The following is an 8,920-nucleotide window of genomic DNA, read 5'->3' as shown; positions in this document are numbered from 1 at the left end:
AGGCGGGGGCGGAGGCGGCGGGAGTCATCAGCCCTTCACCGCCCCCGCGCTGAACCCGGTGATCAGCCACTTCTGGATGAAGGCGAAGATGATCACCACGGGCACCGCGGCGACCACGCCGCCCGCCGCGAGCGCGCCCAGGTCCACGCTGTCGGAGCCGATGAGGGTGTTCAGGCCCACCGGGATCGTCTGCTTCTCCTGCGAGGAGAGGAACATCAGGGCGAACAGGAAGTGGTTCCAGCTGTGCACGAAGGCGAAGGAGCCCACCGCGATCAGCCCGGGCCGCAGCATCGGCAGCACGATGGCCGCGAACGCCCGCAGCCGGGAGCAGCCGTCCACCCAGGCCGCCTCCTCCAGCGACTCGGGGACGTTCTTGATGAAGCCGCTGATCAGGATCATCGACAGCGGCAGCTGGAAGACCGTCTCCGCGATGATCACGCTCCACATGGAGTTGATGAGCTGGAGGTTGCGGAAGGTCTCGAACAGCGGGACCAGCATCAGCGCGCCGGGGATGAACTGCGAGCACAGCAGCGCCAGCATGAAGGCGTTCTTCATCCGGAACCGGAAGCGCGCCAGGGCGTACCCGCCGGCCAGGGCCACCGCCATCGTCATCACCATCGAGGCGATGCCGACCTGGGTGCTGTTGAGGAAGTAGGTGCCGAAGCTGCGCTCGTTCCAGACCTTCTCGAAGTGCTCGCCGGTCATCGGCCAGGGCACCAGCGAGGTGGATCCGGAGGGGCGGAGCGCGAACAGCAGCATCCAGTAGAAGGGGATGAGGGTGAAGAGCAGGTAGATGCCCAGGGGCAGGTAGATCTGCCAGCGCGGCGGCCCGTCGTCGAGCTTGCGCTGCCGTGCCTTCCTCCGGGCCGGGGGCGGGGTCTCCCCGTCGGCCGGGGCGGGCGTCTGGACGCCCTTCTCCACGATTGCCGCGGTCACTTGTCGTCGCCTCCGAACTTGCTCAGGCGCAGATAGAGGATCGAGCAGAAGAGCAGGATCACGAAGGCCACGGTGGTCAGCGCGGAGGCGTAGCCGAAGTCGTGGCCCTCGATGCCGGTGTTGGCGACGTAGAGCGGGAGCGTGGTGGTCACGCCGGCCGGTCCGCCGCCGGTGAGGGTGTAGAGCAGGTCGACGTTGTTGAACTCCCACACCGCGCGCAGCAGGGTGGAGAGGATGATCGCGTCCTTCAGGTGCGGCAGGGTGATGTGCCAGAACTGCCGGAAGCGGCTGGCACCGTCCACCGAGGCCGCCTCGTACAGGTCCTTGGAGATGGACTGCAGGTCGGCGAGGATGAGGATCGCGAAGAAGGGGACTCCGCGCCACAGTTCGGCCAGCACCGCGGCCCAGAAGACGGTGCCGGTGTCGGAGAGGACGGAGGTGCCGTACTCGCCGATGCCGGCGTCCGCCAGATAGCGGCTCAGGCCCGTGGAGGGGTTGTACAGCAGGATCCAGATCGTGGTGGTGAGCACACCGGAGACGGCCCAGGGCGAGAAGACCAGGGCCCGGGCGATGCCGCGGCCGACGAACGTCTGGTTGACGATCAGCGCGAGCGCCAGGCCGAAGACGAGCTGGAGGCCGACCTCGGCGACGACCCACTTGGCGCTGAAGGCGAGGGTCTGCCAGAACAGCGGGTCCTCGAAGAAGATCTCCCGGAAGTTGTCCAGACCCGCGAAGCCGTTCCGCCAGGGCTTGGTGACGTTGTAGTGCTGGAGGCTGTAGTAGAGGACGCTGAGCATCGGGTAGGCGATGAAGCCCAGCATCAGCAGCCCGGCGGGCGCGATCAGTAGGTACGGCAGGCCGCGCTTCCCGGTGAGCCCGGTCTTCCCCTGCTTTTCCGGCTTCCCCGGTTTCCCCGGCCTCCCTGGCAGGGGGCGCTTCTTCGGCACGGCGGTGAGGGCCATTGCCGGTGCTCCGTTCTGTCGTCGAATGACTGTCGAACGTCGTTCGAGATGTCGTGTCGGCGGGTGGTTCGGACGGTCTGTGGTGCGGTGGTGGTGCGGTGCGGGCGGTCAGCCCGCGTAGGGTTCGGGGACCTCGCCGGGGCGGGCGAGGAAGGCGAAGTCGCAGCCGGTGTCGGCCTGGGTGATGTGCTCCTCGTACAGCGCCCCGTAACCGCGCCCGTAGCGCCGCTCGGGCGGGCGCCAGGCGGCGCGCCGGCGTTCCAGTTCGGCGTCGTCGACCTCCAGCCGCAGGGTGCGCGCGGCCACGTCGAGGGTGATCAGGTCGCCGGTCTCCACCAGGGCGAGCGGCCCGCCCACGTGGGACTCGGGGGCGATGTGCAGGACGCAGGCGCCGTAGCTGGTGCCGCTCATCCGGGCGTCGGAGAGGCGGACCATGTCGCGCACGCCCTGCTTGAGCAGGTGGTCGGGGATCGGCAGCATCCCGTACTCCGGCATGCCCGGTCCGCCCAGCGGTCCGGAGCCGCGCAGCACCAGCACGCTCTCGGCGGTGATGCCCAGGTCCGGGTCGTTGATGGTGGCCTGCATGGTGCGGTAGTCGTCGAAGACGACCGCCGGGCCGGTGTGCTTCATCAGGTGCTGCTCGGCGGCGATGTGCTTGATGACCGCGCCGCCCGGGGCGAGGTTGCCGCGCAGTACGGCCACGCCCCCCTCGGCCGCGAGCGGGTTGTCGGCGGTGCGGATGACGTCGTCGTCGTGGACGAGGGCGCCGGCGATCTGCTCGCGCAGCGTGTCGTGGGCGACGGTGGGCCGCTCCAGGTGGAGGTGGCCTTGCAGCCGGGAGAGGAAGCCGGGCATGCCGCCCGCGTAGTGGAAGTCCTCCATCAGGTACTTCCCGCCGGGCCGGAGGTTGGCCAGCACGGGCGTGGTGCGGGCGATCCGGTCGAAGTCGTCCAGGGTGAGGTCGACGCCGGAGCGCCCGGCCATGGCGATCAGATGGATGACGGCGTTGGTGGAGCCGCCCAGCGCGCACACGGCGGCGACGGCGTCCTCGTACGCCTCGCGGGTCAGGACGGTGGAGAGCCTGTGGTCGGTCCAGGCCAGCTCCACGATCCGGCGCCCGGCCGCGGCGGCCATCCGGGAGTGGCCGGAGTCGACGGCGGGGATGGAGGACGCTCCGGGCATGGTCACGCCCAGCACCTCGGCCGCGCCGGTCATGGTGGAGGCGGTGCCCATGGTCATGCAGTGGCCGGGCGAGCGGGCCAGGCCGCACTCCAGTTCGGCCATCTCGCAGTCGCCGATGAGGCCGGCGCGCTTGTCGTCCCAGTACTTCCACATGTCGGTGCCCGAACCGAGGGTCTCGCCGCGCCAGTGGCCGCGCAGCATGGGCCCGGCGGGGACGAAGACGGTGGGCAGGTCGGCGCTGGCCGCGCCCATCAGCAGGGCGGGGGTGGTCTTGTCGCAGCCGCCCATCAGCACCGCGCCGTCCACCGGGTAGGAGCGCAGCAGCTCCTCGGTCTCCAGGGAGAGCAGGTTGCGGTAGAGCATGGGGGTGGGCTTCTGGAAGGTCTCCGAGAGGGTGGAGACGGGGAACTCCAGGGGGAAGCCGCCGGCCTGCCACACCCCGCGCTTGACCGCCTCGGCGCGCTCGCGCAGGTGCTGGTGGCAGGGGTTGATGTCGGACCAGGTGTTGAGGATCGCGATGACCGGCTTGCCCAGGTGCTCCTCGGGGAGGTAGCCGAGCTGCCGGGTACGGGCGCGGTGGCTGAAGGAGCGCAGCCCGTCGGTGCCGTACCACTGGTGGCTGCGCAGCTCCTCGGGGGCGCGGCGGGCGCGGGGGCCGCCGCTCGGGCCGTGCTGTCCGTGCTGTCCGTTTTGGCTGTGCCGGCCGGTCATGCCGCCTCCCATCCCTTGACGATCCCGGCGATCTCGGCGCGCTGCTCCTCGGGCAGCGTCCGGCTCGGCGGGCGGACGTCGCGGCGGCACAGGCCGAGGTGGGCCAGGGCCTCCTTGACGACGGAGACGTTGTTGGCCGACTGCTGCGCGGCGCGCAGGTCCTCGAAGACGCGGATGCTCTCCCACACCTCCATCGCGGCGCCGAAGTCCCCCGCCCGCAGGGCGCGGAGCATCTCCAGCGAGATCCGCGGGGCCACGTTGACCAGGCCCGAGGTGAAGCCGGTGGCGCCGCAGGCGAAGTAGGCCGGCGCGTACAGCTCGGCGAGTCCGGCCACCCACACGAAGCGGTCCCGGCCGGCGTCGCGGGCGAAGGCCGCGAAGCGCGCGGCGTCGGGGACGGCGTACTTGACGCCGATGACGTTGGGGCACTCCTCGCCGAGCCGGGCGAGGGCCGAGCCCTCGATGAGGGGGTTGCGCAGGTAGGGGACGACCCCCACCTCCGGGACGGCCTCGGCGACGGCCCGGTGGTAGTCCACCCAGCCGGCCTGCGAGACATAGGGGTTGACGGGCTGGTGGACCATCACCATGCCGGCCCCGGCGTCGCGGGCCTGCTCCGCGGCGGCGACCGCGGTGGCCGGGTCGTGGCCGATGCCCACGACGACCTCGGCGCTCCCTCCGGCCTCCTCGACCTCGGCCACGGTCAGTTCGACCTCCAGCCGCCGCTCCTCGGGGGTGAGGGAGTAGAACTCGCTGGTGTTGCCGTTGGGGGTGACGGCGCGGATCCCGGCGTCCAGCAGCCGGCGGACCAGGGCCCGGTAGGTGCCGGCGTCGAGCCGGCCCCGCTCGTCGAACGGTGTGACCGGGATCGCCACGACGTCGGCGAGCGCGGCCCGCCGGTGGGAGAAGTCCGTCATGCCTGGACCTGACCTTCCTGGTTCTCCATGGCCGGGAAGGCCCGGCGGACGAATCCCTCGATGTGGTCGCGCAGCAGCCGGGCCGCGCCGTCGGCGTCCCCGTCCAGGGCCCGGGCGAGGATCTCCCGGTGCTCGGCGGCCTCGTGCTCCCAGGAGGGCACGGCCTCCCAGGCGACGGTGGACACCAGGGCCGCCTGGTCGCGCAGGTCGTCGAGCATCCGCGTCAGCAGCGGGTTGCCGCAGGGCAGGTACAGGGCCCGGTGGAAGTCCCGGTTGGCCAGCGAGCGGTCGGCCCGGTCGGCGGCGGCGTCGGCCCGCTCCAGCGCGGCCCGGGCCCCGGCCAGATCCGCCTTCGCCGTGACGGTGCGGCGCAGCGCCTCCGGCTCCAGCAGCAGCCGCACGTCGTAGACCGAGCGGGCCATCGAGGCGTCCACGGTGCGCACGGTGGCGCCCTTGTACTCGCTCATCACGACCAGCCCGCGGCCCGCGAGGGTCTTCAGCGCCTCGCGGACCGGGGTCTTGGACACGCCGAATCTCGCGGCCAGCTCGGTCTCCACCAGCGGCTGCCCGGGCGGGAGCTGTCCGGTGAGGATGGCGTGGGTCAGATGCTCCATGACGTACTGCGTCCTGGAGGGGACGGGTACCGGTGCGAGACCGGTCAGGGGGGCTCTCATGCGGTCGGCTCTCAGGTCGGCTGTGGCGACGGGCGTACGGGCGGCGGTGTGCGCGGCACCTCGGGCGCGGCGCACACCCGCATACGGCATCTCGTATATGACGCACGAGATATGGCGTATGACGTATCGCGTACGACGTGCGGTGGGACGAAAGTAGGGCGGCCCCCGGGCTCCGTCAACGGTTCTGACAGAACTTTCGGGGACCGGCTTGAAAGCGCTTACTGCACGCGACGGCGAGTGCGCCGACGATCACGGGGAGCTGCCGCGCTCCGCGCCGGTGCGCCGGCCCGGCGCCGCTCGGCACCGCCCGGTGCCGCCCGGTGCCGCCCGGTGCCGCCCGGTGCCGCCCGGCGCGGCTCAGCCCAGGCGCGCGAGCGCGGCGCGCACGGCCGCCAGGTCCGCCTCGCAGGCCAGACCCGCGTGGTACAGCCGCAGTTCGGTCGCCCCCAGCTCCCGGGCGTGCGCGGCGTCCCCGGCCAGTTCCGCGGGGCGTCCGCCCATGCCGCCGACCACCGTGAAGTTGGCGGCGAGCACGGTGGAGGGGCTCCGGTGCCGGGCGAAGGGCGCCAGGACGGCCTCGCGTTCGGCTCCGTCCCCGGTGCACGGCAGCACCACCCCGTCGGCCAGGGCGAGGATCGCGGCGGGGTCCACACCGACGTTGGCGCCGCAGCGGTGGGGCGCCGGATCGGCGTGCAGCAGCACCCGGAATCCTTCCGTCCGCCGGGCCTCGGCGGCCTTCCGCACGGCTGCCACGACCTCGGTTTGGAAAGCGCTCGCTACCCGGTCGCGCCAGGCGGCCGCGGCCCCGGCGAGCTCCTGCCCCAGCAGCTCCTCCACCTCCTCCCACTCCCCGCCGCGCCCGCCGGCCGCCTTCCCGCTCCCCCGGCGCTCCCCGCGCCACAGCGGCTCCAGCGCGTCGGCCACGGCACCCCGCAGCCGCTCGGGGTCGGCGCCGTGCTCGGCGTACCCCGCCTCGCAGTCCGGGCAGAAGCACAGCGACATCAGGTACTGGCCGGCTCCGTCCAGCCGTACCCCGCCGGTCTTGTCGTGGGCGCTCAGATGCCCCAGCCCGTACCAGCCGCAGGACTCCAGCTCCACCCCGCGCGCACCGGGCCGCACGGCGGCCTCGGCCGCCAGGGCGGCGGCGTAGGCGCGCACCTCCTCCCGCGCGATGCAGGGCGCCCAGGGGTAGCGGTCGCCGTAGGCGTTGCGCACGGTCAGATCCGGGTGCTCGCCGCCGAGGCGGGTGTTGTGGGCGAGGATCACCCAGGAGTGCACCTCCAGTCCGGCGTCGGCCAGAGCCGCCGCGGCCTCGCCGTACGGGTCCTCGCCCGCGATCCAGTCCTGCGCGTACGGGCGCAGCCGCCGGCCCTCCCAGCGGGCCGGGTCGACCGGGTAGTAGACGGCGGAGTGCCGGGCGGCGACGACGCGGTGGCGCGGGTGGCGGGGCGTGAGCGCCCTGGTGGAGTGGTAGGCGGAGGCGAGGGTGACCTGCTCGACACCGAGGTCGGCGATCCGGCGGGCGGCGGCCGGGTCGCCGACGACGTCCCAGGGATAGACGAACGCGGAAGCTCTCATCGGTGGTTCCTTGGTGTGAGACGGGTTCGGTCGCACGGACCGGATGGACGGACCGGCCGGAGAGGAAGGGCCGGACGGGCGAAGGCTAGATCAGGGAACCGGACCGCGACAGCCTCGTCCCGCCCCCCGCTCGGCCTTCCACGGTGGTGCCGCATGTACGTGTAGCCGAACGGCGCGTGGATTCCCTCCGCTCACCGGAGCTCCGGACCTGAACGGCGGGTCCGACCCTGAACGGCGGTTCCGGGTCGTGGTGTGCCCGGACGAGGGCAGGGCGAACCTCCCGTCACCACCACGGATGTGAACGGTGTTCGGTGGAGGGGAAAACGGCGCCCGTCCCCGCGCGGCGCGCCCGTCCCCGCGCGGCGCGCCCGCCGGGGGCGGCGCGTCCCGCGCCGCCCCCGGCCGCCCGGCCGGACGGTGTTCGAGGGCGCCCCCGTTCGGGCATGATGGCCCGCGAAGATCACGGGCCGCGGGCGGAGTCCCGCGGCGGGGAGGGGTTCGATCGTGGACATCGTGAGCTGGCTGGTGCTCGGACTGGTCACGGGGGTCGTCGCCAAGGTCCTGCTGCCGGGCCGCGACCCGGGCGGGCTGGTGGGCACCACGCTCATCGGCATCGTCGGGGCGTTCGTGGGCGGCTGGCTGTCGGCGACCTATCTGGACCGCCCGGTGGAGCGGGACTTCTACGACCCGGCCCTGTGGGTCTCGGCGGTCGCCGGTTCCCTGGTGCTGCTGATCGCCTACCGGCTGCTCTTCGGCCACTCGCGTCCGTCCCGCTGAGGCCGGCCCGCCCGCGCCGGCGGTGCCGGAACGGGACGCCCCGGCTTCGGGTACTTCGCCCGCCGGAGAGGGCGGCGAAGCCAGAGTGGACCTGCTCGGCGAACCCGCCGAGCTCCTGTCCGCGGAAGCACTGCGTGCGGAGCATGCGCCCTGAGTTTCCGCGCCGCCCTCGGCGCCTCCCCGGAAGCGGGACGGCCCCGGACACGGGTGCCGGTCCTCTCGCCGAAGACCCCGCCCCTCGGGATGCCGCGCTTGCCGGACCCGCCGAGCCAGGAGGCGAGTTCCCGCCCGGGGGCCGAGCGGCGGGGCGAGCCGTGCATAGGATCGGCTGGAGCACGTGGGGTGGTGGCGGACTCTGACTCCGGTGGGGGATGCGTGGACCGTCGTCCGGTGAAGCTCGTCCTGGACGTTCTGCTCCTGCTGCTCGGGGCGCTGCTGGGCATGGCGGCCAACTACGCCACCAGCCGGACGGATCACGTCCCTTGGCCACTGCGCCTGTTGCGGGACTGGTCGGTGCCCTTGGTGGTGGTCACGCTCCTGCTTCTCGTCGCGGGACAGGTCTGGCTGCACTTCCTGGAGCGGCCTGTCGCGTTGACTTCCTCCCCCTCCTGAAGGAGGGGGATTCCTACGGCTCGCGCCGTGGGGTTTTCTGCTTCATCGCCGACTGCCCGCCCGGAGTACTCCGTTGAGGTCTTACACCAGCTCCACAGACAGACGCCGTCAGCCCGACGGCCAGGATATTCTTCGCCGCGTTCACGTCCCGGTCGTGGGTCGTCCCGCAGTCGCACGTCCAGGTGCGGACGTTCAGCGGCATCTTGTCCTGCAAGGTGCCGCAGGTCGAGCACAGCCTGGAGGAGGGGAACCATCGGTCGATCGCGATCACTTCGCGGCCGTACCACTGGGCCTTGTACTCCAGCATGCTCCGGAATTCCGACCAGGCCGCGTCGCTGATGGCGCGGGCCAGGCTCCGGTTCTTCACCATGTTCCGGACGGTGAGGTCCTCGATCACGATCGTTTGGTTTTCACGAACGAGCCGAGTGGTGAGCTTGTGCAGGTGGTCACGCCTGCGGTCGGTGATGCGGGCGTAGACCTCGGCAGCCTTCCGGCGTGCCTTGTTCCGTGCGGCCTTCCGACGGCTCCAGATGCGGGCGTAGTGGCTGGCGTCCGCACTGGTGGACGTGTTCGA

9 protein-coding genes are annotated in these 8,920 nt (G+C 72.2%); 2 read left to right on the top strand and 7 right to left on the bottom strand.

From position 1 onward, the window contains the following. Positions 1-27: 27 nt before the first annotated feature. The 6 genes from L7D48_RS14710 to L7D48_RS14685 form a co-directional block, all read right to left on the bottom strand. Positions 28-936, bottom strand: a complete 909-nt coding sequence (locus tag L7D48_RS14710) for a carbohydrate ABC transporter permease (RefSeq protein WP_237879886.1) — start codon at positions 934-936, stop codon at positions 28-30. Beyond that, positions 933-1,898: a carbohydrate ABC transporter permease gene (locus tag L7D48_RS14705; RefSeq protein ID WP_237879885.1), complete on the bottom strand. Its 966-nt coding sequence runs from the start codon at positions 1,896-1,898 to the stop codon at positions 933-935. Before L7D48_RS14705 ends, L7D48_RS14710 begins: the two co-directional genes overlap by 4 nt. Before the next feature lie 108 nt (positions 1,899-2,006). Beyond that, on the bottom strand, positions 2,007-3,791 hold the full coding sequence (gene araD / locus L7D48_RS14700; RefSeq protein WP_237879884.1) for an L-arabinonate dehydratase: 1,785 nt from the start codon (positions 3,789-3,791) through the stop codon (positions 2,007-2,009). Then, positions 3,788-4,705: a dihydrodipicolinate synthase family protein gene (locus L7D48_RS14695; protein WP_237879883.1), complete on the bottom strand. Its 918-nt coding sequence runs from the start codon at positions 4,703-4,705 to the stop codon at positions 3,788-3,790. Before L7D48_RS14695 ends, araD begins: the two co-directional genes overlap by 4 nt. Continuing rightward, positions 4,702-5,379 carry a GntR family transcriptional regulator gene (locus L7D48_RS14690; RefSeq protein WP_237879882.1) on the bottom strand — a complete coding sequence of 226 codons (678 nt, stop codon included), beginning with the start codon at positions 5,377-5,379 and terminating at the stop codon, positions 4,702-4,704. Before L7D48_RS14690 ends, L7D48_RS14695 begins: the two co-directional genes overlap by 4 nt. Before the next feature lie 357 nt (positions 5,380-5,736). After that, positions 5,737-6,957, bottom strand: a complete 1,221-nt coding sequence (locus L7D48_RS14685; protein ID WP_237879881.1) for a hypothetical protein — start codon at positions 6,955-6,957, stop codon at positions 5,737-5,739. 504 nt (positions 6,958-7,461) lie between these two features. On the opposite strand from L7D48_RS14685, the gene L7D48_RS14680 reads away from it, so the two are divergent. Together L7D48_RS14680 and L7D48_RS14675 are read left to right on the top strand one after the other, a co-directional pair. Beyond that, entirely contained in the window at positions 7,462-7,734 is a 273-nt protein-coding gene (locus tag L7D48_RS14680) for a GlsB/YeaQ/YmgE family stress response membrane protein (RefSeq protein WP_206346542.1), read from the top strand. A gap of 345 nt (positions 7,735-8,079) precedes the next feature. Continuing rightward, entirely contained in the window at positions 8,080-8,346 is a 267-nt protein-coding gene (locus L7D48_RS14675) for a hypothetical protein (RefSeq protein ID WP_237879880.1), read from the top strand. A gap of 13 nt (positions 8,347-8,359) precedes the next feature. Here L7D48_RS14675 and L7D48_RS14670 read toward each other — a convergent pair. After that, the coding region (locus tag L7D48_RS14670) for a transposase (protein ID WP_237879879.1) at positions 8,360-8,920 on the bottom strand (561 nt) is incomplete at its 5' end.

Origin of the sequence: Streptomyces sp. ICN903 (assembly GCF_022015835.1) — a bacterium.
Classification (GTDB): domain Bacteria; phylum Actinomycetota; class Actinomycetes; order Streptomycetales; family Streptomycetaceae; genus Streptomyces; species Streptomyces fenghuangensis.
Note: the sequence above shows the minus strand (reverse complement) of the source record. Positions and strands in the feature narration are given on the sequence as shown.